This is a genomic window from Pseudoxanthomonas sp. PXM04 (assembly GCF_014851695.1).
Classification (GTDB): Bacteria; Pseudomonadota; Gammaproteobacteria; order Xanthomonadales; family Xanthomonadaceae; genus Pseudoxanthomonas_A; species Pseudoxanthomonas_A beigongshangi.
Genome location: NZ_JACVAG010000004.1, coordinates 214,206 through 240,307, shown reverse-complemented (window position 1 = coordinate 240,307; position 26,102 = coordinate 214,206). Strand labels below are relative to the sequence as shown.

The following is a 26,102-nucleotide window of genomic DNA, read 5'->3' as shown; positions in this document are numbered from 1 at the left end:
TCTTTTTTCAGGGATGGCGCGAGAAGGTCCCGGTCGTGCCGTCGCCGCCGACCAACGCCACTTCGTAAGGCTGGGTGCGGCCATCCGGCATTTCCATGCCGGGAGAGCCGAGCGGCATGCCGGGCACGGCGATGCCGCGAGCCTTCGGCTTCTCGGCGAGCAGGCGCTTGATGTCCTCGGCCGGAACATGGCCTTCGACGAAATAGCCATCCACCTCGGCGGTATGGCAGGACATCATCGGCTCGGGCACGCCGAGGCGATCCTTCACCGTCATCATGTCCTCGGTGTCGTGCACCTCGACCGGGAAACCGGCGGCGCGGACGTGGTCGACCCAGACGCCGCAGCAGCCGCAGCTGGGACTTTTGTGCACGCGGATCAGCGGCAGGTGGGCGGGCGTGGCGGCAGAGGAGGTTGCAGCAGTCGTGGCGGTCGCGGAAGCGGCCGCGGTTTCCGCCGCGGCCTGGGCGGGCGAGGGGACGGCGGCGAGCGCGATGCGGTCACTGGCCGAAGCCGCGCCGGGCGCCGCGCCGCAGGCGACCAGCAGCACGCTGGAACCGGCCAGAAACGCGCTGGCGGTGAGGTGTTTCAGCAGGGAACTCATGGTGGTTTCTTCTCCGGAAAGCCGGCGGAATCCTTCCGGATTCCGCCGGACGGGGTCACAGCATCGCCATCGCGTCGGCGAATTCCTTGCGGTCCAGCTTGCCGTCGCCGTTCTTGTCGCTCATGCCGAAGTGCGCCAGCAATGGATGCCGCTCCGGCAGTTCGGCCTTGCTGACGAAGCCGTCGCGGTTCTTGTCCAGGCTTTCGAACGACGCATTGCCGGAATTGGCGGCGCCGGTTTTCTTCGCCGCCGGGGCCTGTGCGCCATGGTTGGCGTGGCTGCCGTGGCCGGCATGATCCTGGGCGAATGCGGGGGTGGCCAGCAGGGCGAGTGCCATCAGGGTGGATGCGGAAACGTGTTTTTTCATCGGATCATTTTCCAATCGAATCGGGATGAGGCGGCGGCGCGCTCGCCGCCGCCGGTTTGTCAGAACCAGAAGCGGACGCCGGCCACGAAGCGGGTATCGCGGGTGTCGCCGCCTTCGCCGCGCCGGTAGTCGGCGGTGTCGCCGAACAGCCGTTCGTGCACCACGCCCACGTAGGGCGCGAAACGCCGGTTGATTTCGTAGCGCAGGCGCAGGCCGGCTTCGACCTTGTTGAGGCCAGTGCCTTCGCCGTACTCGGGCACGTCCTTGGACGAGAAGCTCGCTTCGACCAGCGGCTGCAGGATCAGGCGGTTGGTCAGCAGCAGTTCGTACTCGGCTTCCACCGTGGCCATGACCTGTCCGGACTCACCCACGTAAGCGGTGGCGGACATCTCGAACTTGTACGGCGCCAGCCCTTGCACGCCGAAGGCGGCCCAGGTGCGTGAATCGGCCGGGCGGAAATCCTGCTTCACGCCCATCACCACATCCCACCAGGGCGAGACGCTGCGGCCATACAGCACCTCCAGTTCGGAGGATTCGGTGCGCGAGCCTTCGCGTTCGCCCTCGCTGCGCAGCCACAACCGGTTGAGGTCGGTGCCGAACCAGGCGCTGCCTTCCCAGGCCTGTCCGGTGCCGTGATCCGCATCCCAGCCTTCCAGGCGGTTGATCATCACCAACGAATTGAACGCCGGCGCATGTTCCATCGCATGCGGCTTGAGGGAGGGGAAAGCGGCGGCGCGGTCGGCGTCGGTGACGGCCGGAATGGGTTCGCGCGGATCGGTGGGAGCCTTGGCCGCCGTTTCGTGGTCCATCGTCGAATGGTCCATTTGCGAGTGGTCCATCTTGGAATGGTCCATCTGCGTTGGAGCCCTCTGCGAATGGTCCATCTTCGAATGATCCATTTGCGAGTGATCCGTCTTCGAATCATCCGCCTTCGGGGTTTCCTCGACGGGGACCGGCGGCTTCTGCCGTGCGGGCGCGGGGGGCGCATGCGCGGCATGGTCGTGCTGTTGTGCCTGGACCTGGGCGGAGAGCGCCAGGGTCAGCGCGGCGGCCAACAGGCCGAGCGAGAGATGGGGGCGCATGTTCATTCCTCCACCCGCACTTCCCGCATCATGCCGGCTTCCATGTGGTACAGCAGGTGGCAGTGGAACGCCCAGCGGCCAAGCGCGTCGGCGCGCACGCGATAGGTGCGGCGCGTGCCCGGCGGCATGTCGATGGTGTGCTTGCGCAGGTGGAAGTTGCCCTGGTCATCCTCCAGATCGCTCCACAGGCCGTGCAGGTGGATCGGGTGCTGCATCATCGTGTCGTTGACCAGCACGATGCGCATGCGCTCGCCGTAGTTCAGGCGCAGCGGCTCGGCGCCGGCGAAGGGGATGCCGTTGAACGACCAGGCGAACTTCTCCATATGCCCGGTGAGATGCAGTTCGACCTCGCGGCCCGGATCGCGGCCGTCGGGATCGTCGAACAGGCTCTTCATGTCGCCATAGGTCAGCACCTTGCGGCCGTTGTCGCGCAGGCCGATGCCGGGATCATCCAGCTTGGGCGAAGTGGCCGCCGTCTGCATGTCGATCAGCGGATTGCCGGCTTCGCTCGGCGCATGCACCGGCGCCTTGCCGCCACCGCCGCCGCCGTGCGCGCCGTGGCCCATGCTGGCGCCACAGCCGCCCTCCATGCCCTTCTGCCCGGACATGTTCGCGCCGCAACCGCCTTCCATGCCCTTGTGGCCGCCCATGTCATGGCCCATGTCCGACATGGTGAGCAGCGGGCGCGGATCACGCGCGGGCACCGGCGCTTCCAGACCCTGGCGCACCGCCAGCGTGCCGCGCGCGTAGCCGGTGCGGCCCATGTCCTGGGCGAAGATGGTGAAGGCGTCCTGGCCGCCGGGTTCGACCAGCACGTCGAAGGTCTCGGCCACCGCGATGCGGAACTCGTCGACGGTGACCGGATGGATGTACAGACCGTCGGCGGCGACCACCGTCATCTTCAGGCCGGGGATGCGCACGTCGAAGTAGGTCATCGCCGAGCCGTTGATGAAACGCAGCAGCACCTTTTCGCCGGAGCGGAACAGCCCGGTCCAGTTGCCGGCGGGCGCGTTGCCGTTCATCAGGTAGGTGTAGGTGTGCGCGTTGATGTCGGAGATGTCCGAAGGCGTCATCCGCATCCGTCCCCACATGCCACGATCGGACAGCGTCGCCGCCCAGCCGTCGCGGCGCACGTCGCGGGCGAAATCACCGACCGTGCGCTGGTAGGTGTTGTCGTGCATCGGCATCTTCTTCATCCGCCGGAACAACGCGGCAGGATCCAGATCGGTCCAGTCGGACAGCAGCACGACGTGCTCGCGATCGAAGCGATAGGGCGGTGGCTCGGCCGGGTCGATGACCAGCGCGCCATACAGGCCGGCCTGTTCCTGGAACATCGAATGGCTGTGGTACCAGTAGGTGCCGGACTGCTTGAGCTGGAAGCGATACTGGTAGGTTTCGCCCGGCGCGATGCCGTCGAAACTCAGGCCGGGGACGCCGTCCATGTTGGCCGGCAGCAGGATGCCGTGCCAGTGGATCGAACTGTGAGCGTCGGCCAGGCGGTTGGCGACCCGCAGGGTGACGGTGTCGCCTTCGCGCCAGCGCAGGATCGGCGCCGGCAGGCTGCCGTTGACGGTGATCGCGGGGCGGGTACGGCCGGTGAAGTTGACCGGCGAGGTGCCGATGGCGAGGTCGAAATCGGTGCCGGTCAGCACCGGCGCCTGGTACATCGAATGGGCGGTGTTCGCCCATGCGGGCAGGCGCGCGAGGCCGAAGCCGGCGGCAACGCCGCCCACGGCCAGGCCGGTGACGAAGCGGCGCCGGGAAAGCTGGAATCCGGAACCGGATCCCGCGCCGAAAGAATCGGAAGACATGAAAACTCCTGACGATATTCGAAGGCAGCCCGGGGTCGGAACTGCGGGAAGACGCGCGGAGCGACGGCAACGTCGCGGCGGCGCGGAATATCCACGGCCCTGTGGCCGGATTCAGGCGATGGGAGGTCGCTGCGGGGAAGGAAGCGGCGGGGCGGGATGGCCGGCGGGAACAGGACCGACCGGATCGGCGCTGGCGCGCGGTCCGTTGCCGATCCACGCCGCCGGCATCGTCGCGGGCGCCTGCTGGGCGCAGAAGCCATCGCAGTGGCCGGTGGAACAGCAATCGGGCTGGCCATGGTCGTGGGCCGGCGCCGGTTTGGCAGCGGTTGGGGCGCCGTCCGCGTCGTGGCAGGGGGCGGACACCGCCGGATCGGCCTTGGTCGTCATGGCGCAGTCGTCCATGGCGTGTCCCGCATGCACCTGGCCGGCCTGGGCCACGTGCATCTGCAGCGCGGCCACGGCGTTGCCCGTCCCCGAGACCAGCAGGGTAACGCTCAGCAGGATCCGCAGCAGCAGCGAGGGAAGCGACATGACGGCACGTACTTTAACCGGGCGGCCCGTGAATGTGCAGCGGCGGACGGCGGCATACATCACCGGATAAGCATTGGACGCGGGTCCAGGCGGGCCACGCCCGGCGGCGGGGCGGCCTGTTAAAGTGAACGGGTTGCTTCCCTGTGCGCCCGCGGAGTACGCCCCGGTATGGATTCGGCATCTTTCCAAACGTCCTGCGATGCCACAGAATCCAGGCGCTTGAATCGATCCAAACCAGGGCAAACGCGTGAATGCAGCAGCGGTACCGTACCCGGCCAATCCTGAAGTGCCGCAAATGAGTCAGGCCACGCACGCCTCGCCCGGCCGGGAACTGATCGTTGCCGATGTCGGCGGAACCTTCGCCCGGCTGGCCAAGGTCGCGGTGGCGCCGGGGCATGCGCCGCGCGTCCTCGCCTACCAGAAGTACGCCTGCGCCGAATACCCCGACCTGGCCGCGATCCTGCACAGGTTCGCCGTCGATGAGCACGCCACGGCCGATGCCGCGGTGGTGGCGATCGCCGGGCTGCTGGATGGCGACACCCTGGTCAATTCCAACCTGCCGTGGCCAGTGTCGCTGGAGCGCACCCGGCAGGCCTCCGGTCTGGCGACGCTGTCGCTGATCAACGACTTCGAGGCGGTCGCCTACGCGATTCCCTATCTGCACGCCGACGGCCTGTCGCCGCTGAGCGGCGAGCATCCGCATACCTTCCATTGGCCGGCATTGGTGCTTGGGCCCGGCACCGGGCTCGGGGCGGCGTTGCGTTTCGAGGGCGGCACGCGGCCGGTGCTGGCCAGCGAGTTCGGCCATGCGGCGCTGGCGCCGGGCAATGCGCTGGAAATGGAAGTGCTGGCGCTGCTGATGAGGCGCTGGCCGCATGTGGACAACGAGCGCGTGCTGTCGGGCAACGGCCTGATGAACCTGTATCCGTGCCTGTGCGAGATTCGCGGCAGGACCCCGCGCTGGCAGACGCCCGAACAACTGATCGCCGCCGCGCAGGCGGGCGAGGATCCGCTGGCGGTGGAAACCGTCGAGGTGTTCTGCGGCTGGCTGGGCAGCCTGACCGGCGATCTGGCGATCGCGTTCGGCGCCAAGGCGGTCTATCTGGCGGGCGGCATCTCCGGCCATATCGAACAGTTCCTGCGCAACGGCAGATTCCGCGAGCGCTATCTCAACAAGGGCGTGCTCGGCCACGTGCTGCGGCACGTGCCGGTGTGGCGGGTCGATCACGGCCAACTTGGCGTGATGGGCGCGGCCGCGTGGTACGCCTCGCACCACCTGGATTGAATCGACACGGCGCCGCGCGCGCCCATCCCGAGGGAGGATCCGATGACTGATCGCAGGCAGTTCCTGCAGGCTGGCCTGTTGGCCGCCGGTGCCCTGTCGTTGCCCGCCATGCGCGCGGGCGCCGCTTCCGCTCCCGGTGCGCGGGTGGTGTCCACCTGGGATTTCGGCGTGCCTGCCAACCAGGCGGCCTGGCCGGTGCTGGCCCGCGGCGGCACCGCGCTGGACGCGGTGGAAACCGGGGCGCGCTGGGCCGAGAGCGAGCTGTGCAATCCCACCGTCGGCCATTGCGGCAATCCGGATCGCGACGGCGTGCTGACCCTGGACGCCAGCATCATGGACGGTGACGGCCGCTGCGGTTCGGTCGCCGCGCTGGAGGACATCCTGCATCCGATCTCGGTGGCGCGCCGCGTCATGGAGAAGACCCCGCACGTGATGCTGGTGGGCGAGGGCGCCCAGCAGTTCGCGATTGCCGAAGGCTTCGAGAAGAAGCGCCTGCTCACGCCGCAGGCCGAGAAGGCGTGGCGCGACTGGCTGAAGACCGCCGAGTACAAGCCGGAGATCAACGCCGAGCGGCGCGGACAGCCCGGCAACAAGGACAACCACGACACCATCGGCATGCTCGCCATCGATGCGCAGGGCCGGCTGGCCGGCGCCTGCACCACCAGCGGCATGGCCTGGAAGATGCACGGCCGGGTCGGCGACAGTCCGATCATCGGCGCCGGTCTCTATGTCGACAACGAGGTCGGCGCCGCCACCGCTTCCGGCGTGGGCGAGGAGATGATCCGCAACGCGGCCAGTTTCCTGGTGGTCGAACTGATGCGCCAGGGCCGCTCGCCGATGGACGCCTGCCGCGAGGCCATCGACCGGGTGGTGCGCAAGCGTCCGGAGGCCAGCAAGAACCTGCAGGTATGCTTTCTGGCGCTCAACAAGCATGGCGAGGTCGGCGCGTTCGCCCTGCATCGCGGTTTCGTCTATGCGGTATGCGATGCCGGCAAGCGCGAGGATCTGCGCGAATCCGGCTCGGTCTACACGACCACGCAGTCATGAACGAAAAGCCCGACGGCTGCCTGCTGGAAATCGCCGCCAACTCGCACCTGTCCGCACTCGCGGCGCAGGCCGGCGGCGCGGATCGGATCGAACTGTGCGAGAACCTGGGCGAAGGCGGCACCACGCCGTCCTACGGCACCCTGGCGAGGACCCGGGACCGGTTGTCGATTCCGATCTTCGTGCTGATCCGGCCGCGGGCCGGCGACTTCCTGTATGGCCCCGAAGAGGTCGAGGTGATGCTGCACGACATCGCCGCCTGCCGGCAGCTGGGCTGCGACGGCGTGGTGATCGGCGCGCTTGATCCCGGCGGCGACATCGATCTGCCGCTGTGCCGCGAATTGGTGTCGGCGGCATCGGGGATGCGGGTCACGTTCCATCGCGCCTTCGACGCGGTGCGCGATCCGGCCAAGGCGCTGGAAGCGATCGTGGCGCTGGGATGTGATCGGGTGCTGACCTCAGGCGGGCAGGCCGACGCGGTGCAGGGCGCGGCGGCGATCGCCGGCCATGTGCGGCAGGCGGCCGGCCGCCTCGCGATCCTGGCCGGTGCCGGGCTGACGCCGGGCAACGTCGCGGGACTGGTGCAGGCGACCGGCGTGAACGAGGTGCATGCCTCGGCCAAGGCGCGGCGCGCCACGGCAATGGCGTTCCACAACCCGGCGCTGGCCGGGCTCGAGTACGACCGTCAGGAAACCGATCCGGCGATCGTCGCCGCGTTCAGGCGGGCACTCGCCGCGCTCTGAGCCGCGGGGCCAGGTGCGCCGCGGGCGGGCCTCGCGGGTGAGTTTGCGCACTTTGTTCATCCGCCTGTCATCGATGCATGGCAGGGGTGTGAAACCGCCGCTCTCAAGCCATTGATTCGAAACATTTATCTCGATTCAAAATGCAAGTCTGACTGATTTGCTGCGTTGCGGAATGCCATCCCGCATTTACGCATGCTTAATTTAGATCGATCCAGAGAGAGGCGTCTGAGTGATTAGAACGATTCAGGCGCGGGGTTAGATCGAGAGAAATCCTTCTGGACGCCGCCGTATCGCAAGTCAAACACCACACTAACTACCACCCCGAGTACTTCGCAAAAATGGCTCAGTCCACCCGTTACCGCCGCAACGTCCTGACCAGCGCCCTGCTGCTGGCGATGCTGCCTTCGTTGTCCGTGGCCGCCCAGGAGGCCGCTTCTTCCGAGTCCACCAAGGAACTCGATACCGTCACCGTCACCGGCTCGCGCATCAAGCGCGCCCAGGTGGAAGGTCCAGCGCCGGTCAATGTGATTACCGCCGACCAAATCAAAAAGGAAGGCTTCGTCACCGTCTATGACGTGTTGACCACCCTGACCGAAGCCACCGGCACGGTCGAGGCGGACTCCCAGTGGGGTTCGCATACTCCCAATGCCAGCGGCCTGAACCTGCGCGGCATGGGACCCAACCGCACGCTGTTGCTGGTCAACGGCCGCCGCGTCGCCGATTACCCGCTGCCGTATAACGGCGAAACCAATTTCTCCAACTACAGCAACATTCCCGCCGCCGCAGTCGAGCGCGTGGAAGTGCTGACCGGCGGCGCGTCGGCGATCTATGGTTCCGACGCCATCGCCGGCGTGGTCAACATCATCCTGAAGACGAACTACGACGGCGACGAAGTCCGCCTCCGCGGTGGTTCCTCGACCGAAGGCGGTCGCGATTCCTGGGATCTCTCCTGGGCGGGCGGCAAGACCGGGCAGCAGTGGAGCGTCACCTATGCGCTGCAGTACAACAAGCGCGATCCGCTGTTCGGCCGTGATCGTCCGGAGATGGACGACAATTCGGATGCACCGCGCTCTTCCTGGAACATGGAGCAGCGCAAGGTCGGCTTCCGCCCGAACACTGGTCTGGCGTTGATTGATGCTGGAAGCGGCACGCGCCTGGCGCCGCCGACGGGTACCTGCGAAAAGTTCGGTGGCGAGTACTACACCGCCGATCGCCTGGTCTACAACTACGGTACAGATACGATTACCAATACCGGGCAGTTGTGCGGCATGAGTGCCGACTATGCCAATTGGCTGCTCACCAGCGGTTCCGAGAACCTGTCCGGCAATCTTTACGCCACTTGGGATTTCGGCAACGGCATGCAGGCATGGTCAAACCTGGCCGTGTTCCATTCCGAGGCGCTCTGGGGCACCGCACCGCCAAGCGTGTATCTGGTCGACGATGCCAATGGCTACTTCATCGACCAGCCGTCGGGCCGTGCCCTGATTGGCTCGCGCCAGTTGACCCCGAACGAAGTCGGCGGCATTGACACGTTGCGCAATACCAACCGCGAGTTGTCGTGGGACTGGAGTGCCGGCCTGCGCGGCTCCTTCGCCGAACGATTCGACTGGAATGCGTCTATTGGCCGTTCCTACTACCGCGTGGAGGAGCGTCAGAACGTGGTCGACGAGCAGAAGTCGTATGACTACTTCCTCGGACCGCGTCTGGGCACCACGCCCGATGGCGAAGCCATCTACGATCTGAATGAAGAACGCTGGTGGAATCCGATCACACCGGGTGTCTACCACCAGATTGGTACCGTTGCAGTGAACAACGCCGCATCGTGGGTCAATCAGGCCTCGTTCGATGTTTCCGGTGATCTGTTCGAAGGCTGGGCCGGCCCGATTGGGTTCGCGGCTGTCGTGGAAGCGGCACAGCAGGGCTATCGGTTGAACCCGGATGCCCGCGCCGGTATCGATTTCGATCTACAGAACGTGGATCGCGGCGGCGGCGAGCGCACCCGCTATTCGGCGGGCGTGGAATTCAAGGTGCCGCTGCTGACTTCGCTGACCGCCACCGCGGCGGCGCGCTATGACCGCTACGGCAGCTACAAGGCCTACAACAACGAGGCCGGCCTGGACATCGGTTCCCAGAAGGAAACCACCTGGAACATGGGCCTGGAGTGGCGTCCGTTGGACAATCTGCTGGTACGTGGCTCCTATGCGACCAGCTTCCATGCCCCGGACATGCACTACCTGCTGGGACAGCCAAGCTCTGCGGCGGTCACCACCACGGATCGCTTCACCTGCATCGACAGCGGAGCGTACCTCACCAACAACTGCGGTGTCGGCAATCCCGATGTCTGGTACACGTTCGACATCAATCGTCGTGGTACGCCGTACCTGAAGCCTGAAACGGGCGAGTCGTGGACCGTTGGCTTCGTCTGGGATCCGCTGCAGAACCTGTCGTTCTCGGCCGATTACTGGATGATCAAGTTGGAAGACATGATCGTCGACGTCGGCGCCGATGAAATCCTGGCGGCGGAAGCAGGTTGCCGAACCGGCATGAACATGGATGGCACGCCATGGTCGAACCCGGCCGGTGCCGAGTATTGCCAGGGTATCTACGATCGCGTGACGCGCGTCGATGGCCGGCTGGTCTCGATCGAGCGTGGTCCGTTCAACCTGGCCCAGCGCACCGTCAAGGGCGTGGACGTTACTGGTCGCTACCGTCTGGACACCGACAACTGGGGCAATTTCCAGTTTGGTTTCAACTACACCAACCAGTTGTCGACCAAGGAACAGCGCTACGAGAACGATCCGAACCCGGAGCGTCGTGACCGCGACCTGCGCAGCAAACTGCGTGCCAGCGTTGCCTGGCAGCGCGGCGACTGGAACGCCAACATCTACGCTGATCGCGTTGGTTCGGTGCCGGGCGTGCGCTATCACTGGGGAACCGATCGTCTGACCAACCCGGGCGGCTGCCTGCCATTCGCCGATGGCTATGTCCCCAGCGACAACCCGTCGCTGAACTGCCACGAGCCGGCCACGCTGCCGAATGGTCAGCCGAACCCGAACCCGAACGCCGGTCAGTCCACCAAGCGCTACTACGGACGCGTCGGACCGTTCATCACCTGGAACTTCAACGTCGGCTATCGCATCAGCGAACACGCCAAGCTGAATTTCTACGTGAACAACGCGTTCAACGCGGCCAGCTGGAACCACAAGGATCCGTACAAGCTCGACTATGACTTCGCCCCGACCCGCCTGTTGAGCGCGGTGGGTCGCGAGGTCGCGATGGAATACGTGTTCACGTTCTAAGCAGGCACCGGAGTTCTCCTCCGTCCTCCGGGACGGTCCGGGCAGGAGGGGCCGGCTACGGCCGGACCCTCCCGTCCGCTCCAGCTAGTCGCAGTACGCGTCATACAATCCGGCGGCATCCTCCCCGAGGGATGCCGTCCGGACTCCAGGAAGCTTCAACCCGCGGTCGCGAGACCGCACGCATACAAGGTAATCAGACCGCATGACACCGACGTCCCGAGTACCGGTTTCCACGCGCGCCCGTCCCGTCGCACTGGCCCTGGCCGGCCTGCTGGCGCTGGCCACGCCGATGATCCACGCCGCTCCGGCGGTGGATCCGGTGCGCGAGGTGAACACCTTCATCGGCAGCAAGGACGACGGCAATACCTTCCCGGGCGCTTCGGCGCCATTCGGCCTGATCCAGGTCAGCCCCATCGGTGAGCACTACACGGGCTGGCGTTACGACGATCCCAAGATCCGCGGCTTCGGCCATTCGTTCCTGTCCGGCGCCGGTTGCTGGGAGCAGGGCGGCCAGGTCTCGATCCTGCCGGTCACCGGCACGATTGGGCCGGGCGGCGATTTCGACACCCAGGATCCCAAGCGTTTCAACCACAAGACCTATGCCTCCCGCTACAGCCACGACGGCGAGGTGGGGCAGGCCGGTTACTACAAGGTGCGCCTGCTCGATTACGGCGGCATCGACGCCGAGGCGACCGCGCTGACCCGCGCGGCGGCGGAGCGCTATACCTTCTCCGCCGGCGCCAGCGAAGGCCACGTGCTGGTCAACGTGGCGCAGGCCAACGAACGCCATTCGGTGATCGGCAGCACCGTCGACGTGGTCGGCGATCGCGTGGTGGAAGGCAAGCTGGTCACCCGCAGCTTCTGCGGTGGCCACCAGTACACCACCTGGTTCCGCATCGAGTTCGATCGCCCGTTCAAGGCGTTCGGTACCTGGGGCGAGACTGGCGGCCTGCCGGGCGCGCGCCACAGCATGGAAGGCGAAGCCAAGCTCAACGGTGCCTGGCTGAGCTTCGACACGAGCAAGGGCAAGGCGGTCACCGCGATCAGCGCGATCTCCCACGTCGATGCCGAAGGCGCGCGCAACAACCTGCGCAGCGACGGCATGCGCGGCGGCAAGCTGCTCGGCTTCGAGCAGATGCGCAAGCAGGCCCAGGACACCTGGCGCAAGGAACTGGCCAGCATCCGCGTGCAGGGCGGCAACCAGGACGACCGCACGGTGTTCTACACCGCGCTGTACCACGCGCTGCTGCAGCCGCTGACCGGTAGCGACGCCGACGGCCGCTATCGCGGCTACGACGAGCAGATCCACCGCGCCGACGGCTGGACCTACTACGAGTACTTCTCGCTGTGGGACACCTACCGTTCGCAGAACCAGTTGCTGGCGATGCTGCGCCCCGAGCGCACCCGCGACATCGGCCGTTCGCTGCTGGCGATTCACGAGCAGGGCGGCTGGTTGCCGCGCTGGGGCTATGCCAACTTCGAGACCAACGTGATGACCGGTGACCCGGTCACCCCGTTCATGGTCGACCTGTGGCGTTTCGGCGCGCTCAAGGGCGTGGAGAAGCAGGCCTATGCGGCGCTGCGCCAGAACGCCTTCGAGATGCCGCCGACCAATTCGCGCCATGCCGGCCGTTCCGGCAACGCCAGCTATCTGGCCAACGGCTTCGTGCAGTACGACCGCGCCTGGCCGTCCAAGGGCATGGACGTGGATCCGCACCACGGCGGTTCGGCCACGCTGGAGTACGCGCTGGCCGACTGCTCGCTGGCGCAGATGGCCGACGGCCTGGGCCTGGGCGAGGACGTGGCGGTGTTGCGCGAGCGCGGCCGCAACTGGCGCAAGGTGTGGGACGCCGACGTGCGCGACGAGGAAACCGGCTTTACCGGCTTCCCGCGCGCGCGCATGGAGGACGGCGGCTGGTACGTGCCGGCCGACGGCCACTACAGCCCGCGTTCGCACCACGGCTTCCACGAAGGCACCGCTTGGCAGTACCAGTGGCTGGTCCAGCAGGACGTGCCCGGACTGGTCGAGGCGATGCACGGCGCAGAACAGGCGGGCAAGCGCCTGGACACCTTCTTCGCCTACGACGCGCTGGTGAAGGATCCGCTGCACGCGGCCCGCAAGGAGTGGGTGGTCGGCCCGTACAGCTACTACAACCAGTACCGCTACAACCCCAACAACGAGCCGGACCTGCACGCGCCGTGGATGTACACGCTGATCGGCCAGCCGTGGAAGACCACCACCGTGCTGCGCGCGGCCCAGCAGCTGTTCACCAACGCGCCCAACGGCGTCACCGGCAACGATGACCTCGGCACGATGTCGGCCTGGTACCTGTTCAGCGCGATGGGCCTGTATCCGGCCGTGCCCGGCACCGGCCAGTTCCTGCTGCATGCGCCGCGCTTCAGCCGGGTCGAGATGGACCTGGGCCAGGGCCGCACCCTGCGCATCGACGCGCCGGGCGCCAACGGCCGCACGCTGCAGTATGTCGATGGCGTGCGCGTGGACGGGCAGGCGCATGCGCCGGTCTGGCTGGACTGGAATCGCCTGAAGCAGGGCGGCCGCATCGAGTACGCGCTGACCGCCACGCCGCCGACCACCGGCTGGGGCACCCGCGCGGCCGATCTGCCGGCGTCGTTCTGCGCCGCTCCGTCCGCGGGCGGCCAGTGAGTTACCGCCATGTCCGCCGCCGCTCCGGCTCTCTCTCCCACCGGTCCGGCGGCCGGCATGGCATTTTCCCCCGCGCGATCGTTTAGGCTTGCGGCTTCCCGGGACGTTACGAACAGATGAAAGACAAAGCCACCGCGACAGGGAAGGGTGCCCGCGCAGGCGCGGGTCGGAAGGCCGGCAAGCGGGCGGTCACGGTCACCGACATCGCCAATGCCATCGGGGTTTCGCGCGCGACCGTTTCACTGGTGCTGCGCGGCAGTCCGCTGGTGCACGCCGACACCCGCGCGCGGGTGGAAGCCGAGCTGCGCCGCCAGCGGTATGTCTACAACCGCGGCGCGGCCAACCTGCGCCGGCAGACGTCCTCCAGCGTCGCGCTGGTGATCAACGATCTGTCCAACCCGTTCTTCGCCGAATTCGCGGCGGGCGTGGACGAGGCGCTGGGCGCGCGTGGCTACGTGACCCTGCTCGGCAGCACCGCCGAATCGCCCGAACGCCAGCAGGCGGTGCTGTCCACGCTGATGGAACACATGCCGGCCGGACTGATCCTGTCGCCCGCCGAGGGCAGCGACAGCGCGCAGTTGCGGCAGGTGCTGGGCGCGCACGGCAACGTGCTGCTGTTCAACCGCGAACTGGATGGCGCCGACTGGGATTTCCTGGCGCTGGACAACCAGCGCGGCGCCTACATGGCGACGCAGCACCTGATCAATCTGGGCCATCGCCGCATCGCCTTCTTCGGAGGGCACGCGGATTCGTCGTCCTGCCGGCAGCGCCGCGCGGGCTACGCGCAGGCGATGCAGGAAGCCGGCCTGGCGGTCGAGGATGGGCGGATGATCGAGTCGGCGCCCAACCGGCTGGAAGCCGCCTCGCGCACCGGCGAACTGTTCGCCAGCGAACCGGCCCCTACCGCGGCGGTCTGCTACAACGACACCGTCGCCCTTGGCCTGATGCTGGGCCTGGCGTCGCGCGGCATTCATCCGGGGCGCGATTTCGCGGTCACCGGATTCGACGATATTTCCGAGGCCGCGGTGACGTCGCCGCCGCTGACCACGCTGGCGGTGAACCCGCGCGAGCGTGGCCGGCAGGCCGCTGAACTGCTGCTGCGCCGCCTGGGCGAACCCGAGGCCCCGCCGCAGCGCACCACCGCATCGGTGGAGCTGCGCATCCGCGAAAGCAGCGGGGCGCCGCGCCCATGATGTCCTTCCGTTTCTCCGTATCCACCGAACCCTGAGGCGAGCCCCCGCATGGCCTTTGCTCCGACACCCCAGCCCCGGACCTCCGCCGCCGCTCCGGCGGTCAACACCCGCGTGGCCCTGGCCGTGGTCACCACGATCTTCTTCATGTGGGGCTTCCTGACCTGCCTCAACGACATCCTCATCCCGCACCTGAAGGCGGTGTTCGAGCTGAACTACGCGCGTGCGATGCTCGTGCAGTTCACTTTCTTCGGCGCCTACTTCCTGATGTCGCTGCCGGCCGGCCGGCTGGTCGCGCACCTGGGCTACAAGAAGGGAATCGTCGCTGGCCTGGTGATCGCCGGCATCGGCGCGCTGGGCTTCTGGCCGGCGGCCGAACTGCGCATCTATGAAGCCTTCCTCGGCGCGCTGTTCGTGCTGGCCACCGGCATCACCGTGCTGCAGGTGGCGGCCAATCCCTATGTCGCGCTGCTGGGACCGGAGCAGACCAGCTCCAGCCGGTTGACCCTGGCGCAGGCGTTGAATTCGCTGGGTACGGCCATCGCGCCGATCTTCGGCGGCCTGCTGATCCTGAGCAACACCGTCAAGAGCGCTGATCAGATCGCGGCGCTGCCGGAGGCCGAACAACTGGCCTATCGCGTCCAGGAGGCGCAGGCGGTGCAGGGCCCGTACCTGGGCCTGGGCATCGCGCTGTTCCTGCTGGCGGTGTTCGTGTTCCTGTTCCGCCTGCCGGCGCTGACCGAATCCACCGAGCAGGCGGATCCGGTCAAGCACACGCTGGGCGAAGCGTTGCGCCATCGCCATGTGCTGTTCGGCGTGCTTGGCATCTTCTTCTATGTCGGCGCTGAAGTGGCGATCGGCAGCTTCCTTGTCAATTACCTGTCGATGCCGAACATCGGCGGTTTCACCGAACAGGAAGCCACCAACTACGTCGCCGCCTACTGGACGATGGCGATGATCGGCCGTTTCGTTGGCTCGGCGATCATGGTCAAGTTCTCGCCGCGAAAGCTGCTGGCGATCTTCGCCGCGGTGAATGTCGCCCTGCTGGCACTTACCATGCTGGCCGAGGGTCCGGTTGCCGTGTACAGCGTGGTGGCCACGGGCCTGTTCAATTCGATCATGTTCCCGACCATCTTCGCGTTGGGCATCGAGCGCCTGGGACCGCTGACCGGCAAGGCATCGAGCCTGCTGATCATGGCGATCGTCGGCGGCGCGATCATTCCGTACCTGCAGGGCGTGCTGGCGGACAACATCGGCCTGCATCACGCCTTCATCCTGCCGCTGCTCTGCTACGGCTACATCATCTTCTATGGCCTCTCGGGTTCGCGCCCGGACGCCTCGGCGGCCAAGGGAGCGTAAGGCCAAAATGTCGAAAATCGTTTGTTTCGGCGAGGTTTTGATCGATCTACTCGCCCAGCCCCCGGCCACGCCGGATACCCCGCGCGCGTTCCTGCAGTACGCCGGCGGCGCGCCCGCCAACGTGGCGGTGGCCGCGGCCCGGCTCGGCGCGGATACCCACTTCGCCGGCATGCTGGGCGAGGACATGTTCGGCGACTTCCTGCGCGAGAGCCTGGAATCGGCCGGCGTGGCGACCGATTGCATCGTGCGCACCGGCGAGGCCAAGACCGCGCTGGCCTTCGTTGCCCTGGACGCGACCGGCGAGCGCAGCTTCAGCTTCTACCGGCCGCCGGCGGCGGACCTGCTGTTCCGCACCGAGCATTTCCAGCCCGCCTGTTTCAACGGTACCGGCAGCTTCCACGTCTGTTCCAACAGCCTGACCGAGCCGACCATCGCCGAGACCACCTTCAACGGCATGCTGCGCGCGCGCGCGGCCGGCGCGGTGGTCAGCCTGGATCTGAACCTGCGCCCGGCCTTGTGGCCTGCGGGCGTGGATCCGGCGCCGCGGCTGTGGGAAGCGCTGGGTAATGCGGACCTGGTGAAGCTGTCGCAGGAAGAACTCGACTACCTGGCGCGTCCGTTCGGCGGTGGCGCGGAAGGCGAAACCCGGGTGCGCGAGCGCCTGTTCGAAGGCCAAGCCCAGTTGCTGATCATCACCGACGGTGCCGCGCCGATCCGCTGGTTCACCCGCCAGGCTGATGGACGCGTGAGCAGTTTCCGGGTCGAGACGCGCGACACCACCGCCGCGGGCGACGCCTTCGTCGGCGGTCTGCTGTTCCGGCTGGGGGAGCGGGGCGGGGACGGCGCCGGTTTCGCCGCGTTCTGCCACGACCGCGCGGCCATCGAGGACACCCTTCGCTTCGGCGCCGCCGTCGGCGCGCTGGCGGTGACCCGCAAGGGCGCCTTCGCCGCCATGCCGACCCTGGCCGAAGTCCAACAACTGCTGCAGGACCAACATGAGCACGCCTGATACCGCGCCGGATTTCCGGTCGCCCGCGTTCCTGCGCGAACACATCGCGCAGACCATGGCCTTCTACCATCCGCGCGCCATCGATCCGGCCGGCGGCTTCTTCCATTACTTCCGCGACGACGGCAGCGTCTACGACGCCGGCCATCGCCATCTGGTCAGCAGCACGCGCTTCGTCTTCAACTACGCGATGGCGTTCCGCGAATTCGGCAACGCCGAATACCTGGACGCGGTGAAGCACGGCCTGCGCTACCTGCGCGATGTGCACCGCAACCCGGCCACCGGTGGCTACGCGTGGACGCTGCGCGACGGCGTGGTCGAGGACGACATGAACCACTGCTACGGCGTGGCCTTCGTCCTGCTGGCCTATTCCTGCGGCGTGAAGGCCGGCGTGGAAGAGGCGCGCGGCTGGATGGACGAAACCTGGAACCTGCTGGAGCAGCGGTTCTGGGAACCGGAATTCGGCCTGTACAAGGATGAGGCCGACGCGCAGTGGAACTTCACCGGCTATCGCGGCCAGAACGCCAACATGCATATGTGCGAGGCGATGCTGGCGGCGTTCGAGGCCACCGGCGAGCGCCGCTATGTCGAGCGTGCCCTGCAACTGGCCGACCACATGACCCGCCGCCAGGCCGCCAAGGCCGACGGACTGGTGTGGGAGCACTACGACACCCAGTGGAACATCGACTGGGACTACAACCGCGACAATCCCAAGCACCTGTTCCGCCCGTGGGGATTCCAGCCCGGCCACCAGACCGAGTGGGCCAAGCTGCTGATGATCCTGGATCGCCATGTCGACGCCGACTGGCTGGTGCCGACCGCACGCCACCTGTTCGATGTCGCGGTGGCGCGTTCCTGGGACGAGGCGCGTGGCGGTCTGTACTACGGCTTCGCCCCGGACGGCGCGGTGTGCGACGACGACAAGTATTTCTGGGTGCAGGCCGAATCGCTGGCCGCCGCCGCGCTGCTGGCGCAGGGTACTGGCGATGCGTCCTACTGGCAGTGGTATGACCGCCTGTGGGACTACTCCTGGAAGTACTTCGTCGATCACCGGTACGGCGCGTGGTACCGCATCCTGGATGCGGACAACCGCAAGTACAGCGACGAGAAGAGTCCGGCCGGCAAGACGGACTACCACACCATGGGCGCATGCCATGAGGTACTGAACGTGGTGCGCCCGGGCGGCTGAGCCGGGCCACCACACCGAGCGAGGAGGGAAGGGCTTTGCACGGAACACACGCGTCAAGTTTTGGATCGATGCAACGTTGGCTGGCGGCAGGACTGGTCCTGCTGGCATCGGGATTCGCGCACGCACAGGCATCCGCACAGGCACCGGCGCCTTCGCTGGTGCCGTTGCCGGCATCGGTCAAACCGGAAACCGGAACCTTCGTGCTGTCGCCTGCCACGCGGCTGTGCGCGGAAGGCAAGGACGCGCAGGCGAATGCCGATCTGTTCAATGCCTGGCTGCGCGAGCGGCAAGGCTGGGCGCTGCGCGATTGCGGCAAGGCATCGGCGAAAACCGCCGACGTGATCCGGCTGGCGCCCGCCGGCAAGGACATCGCCGCCGAGGGCTACCAACTGCATGTGCAGCCGCAAGGCGTCAGCCTGCGCGGCGACGCCGCCGGCCAGTTCTATGGTGTGCAGACGCTGATGCAACTGCTGCCCATCGAGCGCGCCCAGCGGCTGGAGCTGCCGGCGCAGCGTATCGATGACGCGCCGCGCTTCGCCTATCGCGGCATGCACCTGGACGTGGGCCGCCACCTGTTCCCGGTTGATTTCATCAAGCGGCTGCTGGACCGGATGGCGCACTACAAGCTCAACCGCTTCCACTGGCATCTCACCGACGACCAGGGCTGGCGCATCGAGATCAAGCGCTATCCGCGCCTGACCGAAGTGGGCGGGCAGCGCAAGGAAACCGACGGCGACGGCAAACCCTACGGCGGCTTCTACACCCAGGACGAAGTGCGCGACGTGGTCGCCTACGCGGCGTCGCTGCACATCACGGTGATTCCGGAAATCGAGATGCCGGGCCATGCGCTGGCCGCCTTGGCCGCCTATCCGGAACTGGGCTGTACGCCGGGACCGTTCGAGACCGGCACCACCTGGGGCGTGTTCGACGACATTTTCTGCCCGACCGAGCCAACCTTCACCTTCCTGGAGAACGTGCTGGACGAGGTCATCCCGCTGTTCCCGGCACCGTACGTGCACATCGGCGGCGATGAAGCGCCGAAGACGCGCTGGCAGCAGAGCGCGGCGGCGCAGGAAGTCATCCGCCGCGAGGGCCTGAAGGACGAACACGAACTGCAGAGCTGGTTCATCCGCCGAATGGAGCGCTTCCTGCATTCGCGCGGCAAGCGCTTGATCGGCTGGGATGAAATCCTCGAAGGCGGCCTTGCCCCGGATGCGACGGTGATGTCGTGGCGCGGCGAGGCCGGCGGGATCGCCGCCGCGCGCCATGGCAACGACGTGATCATGTCGCCGACGCGCTGCTGCTACCTCGACTATGGCCAGGGTCCGAAGGACACCGAGCTCTGGCAGAAAGGCGGCGAGTTGCCGATCGAGACCGTCTACGCCTACGACCCGGTGCCGGTGGAACTGGAGGCCGACAAGCGCCACCACATCCTCGGTGTGCAGGCGAACGTGTGGACCGAGCGCATGCCGCGCGAGGAAGTGGTCGAATACATGGTGTTCCCGCGTCTGCTGGCGCTGGCCGAAATCGCGTGGACGCCGCAGGCGCAGCGCGATTTCGACGCCTTCGATCGACGCCTGTCCGGCCAGTATCCGCGCCTGGCACAGGCCGGACTGCGTTACCGCATTCCGGCGCCCTGGGGCCTGCGCGACGGCCTGGCGGTGGAACAGGATCAGTACACCCTGGACCTGCGGCCACGCGTGCCCGGCAGCCGCATCCACTACACCCTGGACGGCAGCGTCCCGACCACCGCCTCGCCGCGGGCGACCGGACCGGTCAGCGTCACCGTGCCGGCCGACGGCGCGGTCACGGTGCGCACGCTGACGATCACCGCCGATGGGCGCGAGAGCGGCATCCACCGCGCGACCCTGCGCAACCGCCGCTACAAGCCGGCGCAGCCGGAACCGAAGGAAGCGCGCGCCTCCGGCGTGTCCTACCGTTACTACGAAGGCACCTTCGACCGGTTCGCCGAGATGGAAGCGGCCAAGCCGGTGCGCAGCGGCAGCGCGCAGTCGTTCGATTGGCGCGGCTACGGTCGCCACGAGCATTTCGGGCTGGTGTTCGAAGGCTGGCTGCACGTGCCCGAGGACGGCCTGTACCGTTTCCGCGCACAGGCCGACGACGCTTCCGCGCTGTACATCGACGGCGAGGCGGTAGTGCGCAACGAGACCTACGATCAGCCGGTGGAAGGCAGCGTGCCGCTGCGCCGGGGCTGGCACCGGCTGCGGCTGGATTTCTACCAGCGTTCGGGCGATATCGGCCTCGGGCTGAGCTGGGCGAAGGGCGAGGCGTCGCTGAAACCGCTGGACGCGACGCAGTTGCGGCATTGAAGCAGGAGGTCCGGCCGGATCCGGGATGCCGGGTCGCGGACGGACGCACGGGGTCCCGCGACGCGCGTGCGTGGCGGGAACGGCGCAGGATCAGGCCACGCGGGTGCCGTCACGGCACCGAGCCGCGTCGGCCGAGGAGGAGGAGCGAGTTCATGAGAGTCCAACCCATTGCCGCCACGGTTACCGCCTGGATGCGCGCGATGCTCTGCGTCGCGTGGCTGTTGCTGGCCAGCACCGCGATCGCCCAGCCGGCTGCGCAGTCACAGGCGGTCAGCGCCGACTGGCGCTTCCGCCTGTTGCCCGGCGACGCCCAGCTTGCGGCGCACCCGCAAGCCGCCGGATGGGCGAAGGCCGCGGTGCCGGGCACGGTCCACACCGATCTGTTCGCCAACGGGGTGATTCCGGATCCCTACGTCGGCGCGCCGGAAGCCGGGCTGCAATGGATCGGGCTGGCCGATTGGGAGTACCTGGGCCGCTTCGATGTCGATGCCGCGACCCTGGCGCGTCCGCACGCGGAACTGGTGTTCGAGGGACTGGATACCTTCGCCGAGGTCGAACTCAACGGCCAGCCGTTGCTGAAGGCGGACAACAGCCACCGCACCTGGCGCGCGCGCGTGGACGGGCGGCTGAAGGCCAGCGGGAACGAGCTGCGGGTGGTGTTCCGTTCGCCCATCCGCACGCTGCTGCCGAAGGTGCAGGCGATGCCGCACAAGATCGCCGGCAACTATCCCTCGCCCTATGGCGACGAGCCGAAGGACGCGATGGTCGGCAACTTCGTGCGCAAGCCCGGTTACCACTTCGGCTGGGACTGGGGCCCGCGCTACGTGACCGCCGGCATCTGGCGGCCGATCCGGCTGGAGAGCTGGAACGACCTGCGCATCACCGATCTGGCCGTGCGCACCGATGCGCTGGACGAGCGCCAGGCGCGGCTGGCCGTGCTGGTGGAGGTCGATGCCGTGCGTGCCGGTTCCGCGGACGTGGAGGTCGAAGTACTGGACCCGGATGGGCGCCGCGTCGATGTCCTGCGCCGCAAGGCCGCGCTGACCGCCGGTGTCCAGCCGGTGACGGTGGAAATGACCCTGCCCAAGCCGCGTCGCTGGTGGCCGGTGGGCTACGGCGAACAGGCGCGCTACACCTTCCGCGCCACCGTGAAGGCCAAGGGCGGGCAGGCGGGCAGCGAGCGCCGCACCGGCCTGCGCACGATCGAACTCCAGCGTGACGTCGACGCGGACGGGCAGGGCCAGGGCTTCGCCTTCGTGATCAACGGCGTGCCGGTGTTCGCCAAGGGTGCGAACGTCATCCCGTTCGACGCGTTCCCGCCGCGCGCCGACGAGAAGCGCGTGCGCGCGGCGTTGACCGCCGCCCGCGACGCCAACATGAACATGCTGCGCAACTGGGGCGGCGGCTATTACGAAGACGATGTGTTCTTCGAGATCGCCGACGAACTCGGCCTGCTGGTCTGGCAGGACTTCATGTTCGGCGGCGGCATGCAGCCGGGCTACGACCCGGCGTTCCGGGCCAACGTGGTCGCCGAGGCGCGCGACAACATCCGCCGCCTGCGCCACCACCCCAGCATCGTGCTGTGGTGCGGCAACAACGAGGAAGAGACCGCGTGGAAGGACTGGGGCCACCGCAAGCAGCTGGTGGCGGCGGATCCGGTGTTCGCCGACAAGGTCTGGCAGGGCTACGTGGCGCTGTTCGGCCAGGATCTGCGCCAGGTGGTGGGCGAGCAGGGACTGGGCGTGCCGTACTGGTCCAGTTCACCCAGCAACGATCTGGACGAGAAGGCCAACGATTCGCGCAAGGGCGACAAGCATTACTGGGACGTCTGGGCCGGTTCCAAGCCGGTGCAGGCCTACCTGGACGAAACCCCGCGCTTCATGTCCGAGTTCGGCCTGCAGGCGTGGCCGGACATGCGCACCATCGCCAGCTTCGCCAAGCCGGGCGAGCAGGCGGTCGACAGCCCGGTGATCAAGGCGCACCAGAAGTTCCTGGCCGGCGAGGGCAACACCCGGCTGTCGCTCTACATCGAGCGCGAGTACGGCAAGCCGCGCGACTTCCCCGGCTTCGTCTACCTGAGCCGGGTGATGCAGGCCGACGGCATCGGGCTGGCCGCGCTGCATCACCGCGCCTCGCGGCCGTACACGATGGGTTCGCTGTACTGGCAGCTCAACGACGTATGGCCGGGCGCCTCGTGGTCGAGCGTGGACTTCTACGGACGCTGGAAGCCGCTGAACTTCCACGCGCGCCGGTTCTTCGCGCCGCTTGCGGTCGCGGCGCTGCGCAAGGAGGGCGTGACCCGGTTGTCGCTGCTGTCCGACCTGACCACCGCGACGGAGGCCGAATGGCGCCTGCGGGTGATGGATTTCGACGGCCGCGTGCTGAAGGAACGCCGCCAGCCGGCCACGATCGCGGCGCTGGCGGCCACGCCGGCCGGCGAGTTCGGCGACGCTGAACTGCTGGGCGGCGCGGATCCCGCGCGCACGTTCGCGGTGTTCGATCTGGTTCGCGGCGGCGAGACGGTTTCGCGCGGTCTGGTCTACTTCACCGCGCCGAAGGACCTGCGCCTGCCGGCGCAGCGGATCGACACCGAGCTGGCCGCCGACGGTGACGGCTACCGGCTGACCCTGCGTTCGCCGGTGTTCGTGCGTGCGCTGTGGCTGGACTTCGGCGATCTGGACGCGACGCTGTCCGACAACGCGCTGGACCTGCTGCCGGGCGAAGCCGTCAGCCTGCGCGTGTCCTCGAAGACCGACGCGGCGGCGCTGCGCAAGGCGCTGACCCTTCAATCCCTCGCCGACGCGATGTCCGCGCCGGCTCCCTGATCGTTTTCCGCAAAGAGGAACTCCCATGCACGACGTATCCAACCCGACGAATTCCCCCCGTCGCGCCCTGCGTGGCCAGCGCCTGGCCGGCGCGGTGGTGATGGCGCTGACCCTGGTGACGGGCACCGCCTGCAGTCAGAAGCCGGCGGCCGAAACGGCCGCGCCCGCGACCACTGAAACACCGGCGCCGGCCGCCAAGGCCGCCAACGCGGACGTGCCGGCGGTGGACGAAGCCGAGGCCGCGCGTCTGGCCGAACAGGTCAAGGCCGAGACTCGTCATGCGTGGCAGGGCTACATGCAATTCGCGAAGGGCCATGACGATCTCAAGCCGATCAGCGGCCAGCCGCGCGACTGGTACGAGAAGTCGCTGCTGATGTCGCCGGTGGACGCGCTGGATACGCTGATCCTGCTGGGCCTGGACAAGGAAGCGACCGAAGCACGCGAGCTGATCGCCACCCAGCTCTCGTTCGATCACGACATGTACGTGCAGAACTTCGAGATCACCATCCGCCTGCTCGGCGGGCTGATCTCCGGCTACCAGCTCAGCGGCGACGAGCGCCTGCTCAAGCTGGCCGAGGATCTGGGCAAGCGCCTGTTGCCGGTGTTCGAGAGCAAGACCGGGCTGCCGTACACCCACGTCAACCTGCGCACCGGCAAGGTCCGCGGCACCGTCAGCAATCCGGCCGAGACCGGCACCCTGCTGATCGAGTTCGGCGCGCTGAGCAAGCTGACCGGAAATCCGATCTATTACGACAAGGCCAAGCGGGCGCTGACCGAAACCTTCAACCGCCGCTCCAGGATCGGCCTGGTCGGTCTGAACATCAACGTCGAGACCGGCGAGTGGACCAATCCGACCAGCCATATCGCCGGCGGCATCGACTCGTACTACGAGTACCTGTTCAAGTGCTGGAAGCTGTTCGGCGATGCCGACTGCAAGCGCATGTGGGACGAGAGCATCGGTCCGATCAACCAGTACCTGGCCGATGAAGTGCGCGAGGGCGAACTGTGGTACGGCTACGCCGACATGAACACCGGCAAGCGCACCCAGACCACCTACGGCGCGCTGGACGCGTTCATGCCGGGCCTGCTGGCGTTCGGTGGCGATCTCGAGCGCGCCAAGCGCCTGCAGGAATCCGGCCTGAAGATGTGGCGCCTGCACGGCATCGAGCCGGAAGCGATCGACTACGGCAAGATGGAAGTGACCTCGCCGGGCTATCCGCTGCGTCCGGAGATCGTCGAGTCGGCGTACTACCTGCATCACTACACCGGCGATGCGCGCTATCGCGGCATGGGCAAGGAGTTCTTCGAGGACTTCGTCCGCCACACCCGCACCGAGCATGGCTTCGCAGCGCTGAAGGACGTGCGCAGCAAGGAGAAGAACGACTCGATGGAAAGCTTCCTGTTCGCCGAGACCTTCAAGTACTACTACCTGCTGTTCGCGCCCAAGACCGCGCTGGACTTCGACGCGGTGGTGTTCAATACCGAGGCCCACCCGATCCGGAAGACCTGGAAGGACTGAGTCCGGACTTCATCGCCGCGGCACCCGAATGCCCGTCCCCAGGACGGGCATTTTTTTTGCCCGCGGGGTCGTACCCAAGCGGTGCATGGGGCCAGTTTCGGAGAGCATGGGAGAGCAGGGGAGAGTATCGGAAAATCAGATGCGGCGGAGGGCACGATCGGTAACCGTTATCACGACGGATCCGATATGCTGAAAGCGTAATGCGAATCACAACACTAGGCATCCAACCTGCTTGACTCCATGCCCGAAGCCCCCCTGACGCCCGCCCGCATCGCGGTGACGGAAGACGACGACGAACTTCGCGAACTGCTCGTGTCGGAACTTGCCGAGCGCGGTTTCCAGGCCGTGGGGTTCGCCAGCGCCGAAGCGCTTTACCGACACCTGGCCGTGCAGCCCTGCGACATCGTGCTGCTGGACATCGGTCTTCCCGGCGAGGACGGCTACGCGGTTGCCCGCCACCTGCACCAGATCGCTTCGGTCGGCATCGTAATGCTCACCGCGCGCGGGAAGAGCGACGACATGGCGCGGGGTCTCAGCACGGGCGCGGATCTGTATCTGGTCAAGCCCGTGGACATGGATGTACTGGCCGCGGGTATCGCCAGCCTGCGGCGTCGCCTGTCCGCTTCCGACCGGAGCGTGCCGGCGGAGCCCGCGCCACGTTGGGCGCTGGTCGCCGGTGGCTGGAAGCTGCGCACGCCCGACGGCGTGGAGTTGAGCCTGGGCGAAGCGGAACGGGTTTTCCTGCGCATGTTGTTCGAACAGCCTGGCGAACCGGTGGAACGCGAACGCTTGATCGCCGGCATGACCGAGTCGCCTGCTGATTTCGATCCGCATCGGCTCGAAGTACTGCTGCATCGCCTGCGCCAACGCGTACGGGGTGCGAGCGGACACGCGCTGCCACTGCGCGCGGTGCGCGGCATCGGCTATCTGTGGTTGCACGAGGGCGGCTGAGCAGGCCCAGTCCATCGCGTGTTCCTGTTCGTGCGCGGCGTTGCGCGAGAGTGTTCGAGAGCGATTGAAAGTGTGAGTGATGTTCTGTTATTGAGGTGATAAGAATCACAAAATAAGATTCCCCTGCCGTTGCAGCGCACAAAACCTGCGCTTGGCGGCCGCGTCGTTTCCGGCGCGAGAGCCACCGTCTTTCGGGAAGTCCGGTTCCATCGCGGCGACTGCCGCCAGGACCGTTCTTCGCGCCGACGGCTACCAGGACCGCCCGCAAGGCGGTGTACGGAACAGGGGAAAACTGTGGTCCTCCA

18 protein-coding genes are annotated in these 26,102 nt (G+C 67.2%); 13 read left to right on the top strand and 5 right to left on the bottom strand.

Annotation, left to right across the window (positions count from 1 at the left end; translation table 11 throughout):
• Nucleotides 1-7: 7 nt before the first annotated feature.
• From IB228_RS20070 to IB228_RS11870, 5 genes are all read right to left on the bottom strand, one after another.
• A complete protein-coding gene (locus tag IB228_RS20070; RefSeq protein ID WP_192198670.1) occupies nucleotides 8-601 on the bottom strand; it encodes a DUF411 domain-containing protein in 594 nt (197 codons plus the stop codon).
• 55 nt (nucleotides 602-656) lie between these two features.
• Nucleotides 657-968: an EF-hand domain-containing protein gene (locus tag IB228_RS11885; protein ID WP_192198786.1), complete on the bottom strand. Its 312-nt coding sequence runs from the start codon at nucleotides 966-968 to the stop codon at nucleotides 657-659.
• A gap of 59 nt (nucleotides 969-1,027) precedes the next feature.
• Nucleotides 1,028-2,056 carry a copper resistance protein B gene (locus IB228_RS11880; RefSeq protein ID WP_192198669.1) on the bottom strand — a complete coding sequence of 343 codons (1,029 nt, stop codon included), beginning with the start codon at nucleotides 2,054-2,056 and terminating at the stop codon, nucleotides 1,028-1,030.
• Nucleotides 2,053-3,861 carry a copper resistance system multicopper oxidase gene (locus IB228_RS11875; RefSeq protein ID WP_192198668.1) on the bottom strand — a complete coding sequence of 603 codons (1,809 nt, stop codon included), beginning with the start codon at nucleotides 3,859-3,861 and terminating at the stop codon, nucleotides 2,053-2,055. Before IB228_RS11875 ends, IB228_RS11880 begins: the two co-directional genes overlap by 4 nt.
• A 111-nt stretch (nucleotides 3,862-3,972) precedes the next feature.
• Nucleotides 3,973-4,392, bottom strand: coding sequence for a CopL family metal-binding regulatory protein (locus tag IB228_RS11870; RefSeq protein WP_192198667.1), 420 nt, complete (start codon nucleotides 4,390-4,392; stop codon nucleotides 3,973-3,975).
• 295 nt (nucleotides 4,393-4,687) lie between these two features.
• Here IB228_RS11870 and IB228_RS11865 point away from each other — a divergent pair, with 295 nt between their 5' ends.
• From IB228_RS11865 to IB228_RS11805, 13 genes are all read left to right on the top strand, one after another.
• Nucleotides 4,688-5,677 carry a glucokinase gene (locus IB228_RS11865; protein WP_192198666.1) on the top strand — a complete coding sequence of 330 codons (990 nt, stop codon included), beginning with the start codon at nucleotides 4,688-4,690 and terminating at the stop codon, nucleotides 5,675-5,677.
• A gap of 42 nt (nucleotides 5,678-5,719) precedes the next feature.
• Nucleotides 5,720-6,724 (top strand): N(4)-(beta-N-acetylglucosaminyl)-L-asparaginase, encoded by a 1,005-nt coding sequence (locus IB228_RS11860; RefSeq protein ID WP_192198665.1) that lies wholly within the window; start codon nucleotides 5,720-5,722, stop codon nucleotides 6,722-6,724.
• The gene (locus tag IB228_RS11855) at nucleotides 6,721-7,464 is read left to right on the top strand and encodes a copper homeostasis protein CutC (RefSeq protein WP_192198664.1); all 744 of its coding nucleotides are present in this window, start codon (nucleotides 6,721-6,723) and stop codon (nucleotides 7,462-7,464) included. Before IB228_RS11860 ends, IB228_RS11855 begins: the two co-directional genes overlap by 4 nt.
• Before the next feature lie 338 nt (nucleotides 7,465-7,802).
• On the top strand, nucleotides 7,803-10,763 hold the full coding sequence (locus tag IB228_RS11850) for a TonB-dependent receptor (protein WP_192198663.1): 2,961 nt from the start codon (nucleotides 7,803-7,805) through the stop codon (nucleotides 10,761-10,763).
• Between the two features lie 289 nt (nucleotides 10,764-11,052).
• Nucleotides 11,053-13,428 carry a GH92 family glycosyl hydrolase gene (locus IB228_RS11845; protein WP_255431435.1) on the top strand — a complete coding sequence of 792 codons (2,376 nt, stop codon included), beginning with the start codon at nucleotides 11,053-11,055 and terminating at the stop codon, nucleotides 13,426-13,428.
• A gap of 116 nt (nucleotides 13,429-13,544) precedes the next feature.
• Nucleotides 13,545-14,621 (top strand): LacI family DNA-binding transcriptional regulator, encoded by a 1,077-nt coding sequence (locus tag IB228_RS11840; protein ID WP_141452748.1) that lies wholly within the window; start codon nucleotides 13,545-13,547, stop codon nucleotides 14,619-14,621.
• Nucleotides 14,622-14,669: 48 nt separating this feature from the next.
• On the top strand, nucleotides 14,670-15,977 hold the full coding sequence (fucP, locus tag IB228_RS11835; protein ID WP_192198661.1) for an L-fucose:H+ symporter permease: 1,308 nt from the start codon (nucleotides 14,670-14,672) through the stop codon (nucleotides 15,975-15,977).
• Nucleotides 15,978-15,984: 7 nt separating this feature from the next.
• Entirely contained in the window at nucleotides 15,985-16,986 is a 1,002-nt protein-coding gene (locus IB228_RS11830; protein WP_183636537.1) for a carbohydrate kinase, read from the top strand.
• Entirely contained in the window at nucleotides 16,973-18,172 is a 1,200-nt protein-coding gene (locus IB228_RS11825; RefSeq protein ID WP_192198660.1) for an AGE family epimerase/isomerase, read from the top strand. The genes IB228_RS11830 and IB228_RS11825 overlap by 14 nt, the downstream gene beginning before the upstream one ends.
• Before the next feature lie 68 nt (nucleotides 18,173-18,240).
• A complete protein-coding gene (locus IB228_RS11820; protein ID WP_192198658.1) occupies nucleotides 18,241-20,502 on the top strand; it encodes a family 20 glycosylhydrolase in 2,262 nt (753 codons plus the stop codon).
• A gap of 152 nt (nucleotides 20,503-20,654) precedes the next feature.
• Nucleotides 20,655-23,327 (top strand): glycoside hydrolase family 2 protein, encoded by a 2,673-nt coding sequence (locus IB228_RS11815; RefSeq protein WP_225562410.1) that lies wholly within the window; start codon nucleotides 20,655-20,657, stop codon nucleotides 23,325-23,327.
• Nucleotides 23,328-23,352: 25 nt separating this feature from the next.
• The gene (locus IB228_RS11810; protein WP_225562409.1) at nucleotides 23,353-24,846 is read left to right on the top strand and encodes a glycoside hydrolase family 47 protein; all 1,494 of its coding nucleotides are present in this window, start codon (nucleotides 23,353-23,355) and stop codon (nucleotides 24,844-24,846) included.
• Nucleotides 24,847-25,086: 240 nt separating this feature from the next.
• On the top strand, nucleotides 25,087-25,797 hold the full coding sequence (locus IB228_RS11805; protein ID WP_192198656.1) for a response regulator transcription factor: 711 nt from the start codon (nucleotides 25,087-25,089) through the stop codon (nucleotides 25,795-25,797).
• Nucleotides 25,798-26,102 lie beyond the last annotated feature (305 nt).